Source organism: Psychromonas hadalis ATCC BAA-638 (assembly GCF_000420245.1).
Lineage (GTDB): Bacteria > Pseudomonadota > Gammaproteobacteria > Enterobacterales > Psychromonadaceae > Psychromonas > Psychromonas hadalis.
In genome coordinates, this window is sequence record NZ_ATUO01000328.1 from 1 (window position 1) to 1,368 (window position 1,368).

General features: G+C 37.5%; 1 protein-coding gene. It reads left to right on the top strand.

The window, feature by feature from the left end; translation table 11 throughout:
• Window positions 1–581: 581 nt before the first annotated feature.
• Window positions 582–1,118: a type II secretion system protein gene (locus G322_RS0119335; protein ID WP_022943295.1), complete on the top strand. Its 537-nt coding sequence runs from the start codon at window positions 582–584 to the stop codon at window positions 1,116–1,118.
• The last annotated feature ends 250 nt before the right edge of the window (window positions 1,119–1,368 follow it).

Below are 1,368 nucleotides of genomic sequence, written 5' to 3' on the forward strand. Positions count from 1 at the left end.
GGCAGCAAGGCAAATTGTGCCAAGGTGCTAGGCATAAAATTGAAGTATAGTTATTCTACATAGAGATTTTATAACAACGCAGATTGGTGCAATTTCCCTTGCCCTACGGGGCGCAAGCTGACAAAGCATCTTGAGGTAACATGGGTATAGATACGGAGTCATATCTGGTTTATTACTTTGCTCGGCGGCGATAAAAATGCCCATCAACAATAAAAATAACACTGAGCCAATGATGATGAGTTGATTCTTTCTCTTATTTTATAAATCTTTTTCAGTTGTTAATTTTTCCATCAAAGTATCCAAGTGAACTGTATTTATATGTAATAGCAGTATATCTGTAAATTATTGATTTATATTTAAAAAATAGTTAATAAAATGCAAATTATGGCAATAAAATCTATTACAACATTGATTTTAATTGACGCACGGTTATGAGCCCCTGCACTTATTTCCTTTATTTTCCAGAAATAAATTTGTAACATTTTGTAACATTAACTTCCCTCTTCCCTCTTGATATTGCCAAGCTAATATTAGGTACATATGCTAGCAAAATAATTTTTATAAGCCGTACGGATGGCCATATGTTCAGCTCTATACCTTCCTCAAAAAAAGCACATGGTTTCACCTTAATTGAAATGGTTATTGTGATTATTATTCTTGCTGTTTTAGCGGCCACCGCGATCCCTAAATTTATCACTATAAAAGAGGACGCCCAACTTTCTACGGTGCAAGGAACCGCCGGAGCCTTTGCTGCTGCGATTGAATTGGCTCACATGAAATGGCTCTCAACAGGAAATTCTGGCCCGGCTGATAATTTACAAGTATATGGGACAGATAGTAGTGGAGAGTTAGACTTTAATGAATGGGGATTTCCTGCGCAACATTGGCCACCATTTGAAGCAAACCCTAAACTTGATAATACTGAAGACTGTATCTCAGTCTGGATAACCGTATTAGCCCCCGCACCAAGCGTATCTTTATTAGATGATCTGGAAATATCAGACTATCAGGTCACCTACCCCGCAGTCAGCCAATGCCTGTTTACCTATAACGCCCAACCAAACTTATCAATTCGTTATAACGCACAAACTGGCCATGTTAATGTCGAAGAAAACTAATTATATGCAATAAGTATATTGATGGTGTCATACCAATCCAGCTAAGTAACTGATCGTTTTTACTGGTTTAAATGACGAGTACCAATCCGCCTAAGTAATTGATCGTTTTTACTGGTTTAAATGACTAATACCTGCGTTGTATTCACTCGCAATAACCAGCGGCTCTATTTGACTTCGTCAAACAGTACGCAGTACAAAACAAATGACCGTTTTGCTTATTACTCAATCATGCGCCTTGACCTTAGTAATT

Coding starts and splice junctions, on each gene's coding strand:
- G322_RS0119335 (WP_022943295.1), top strand. CDS start 582: ATGTTCAGCTCTATACCTTCCTCAAAAAAAGCACATGGTTTCACCTTA.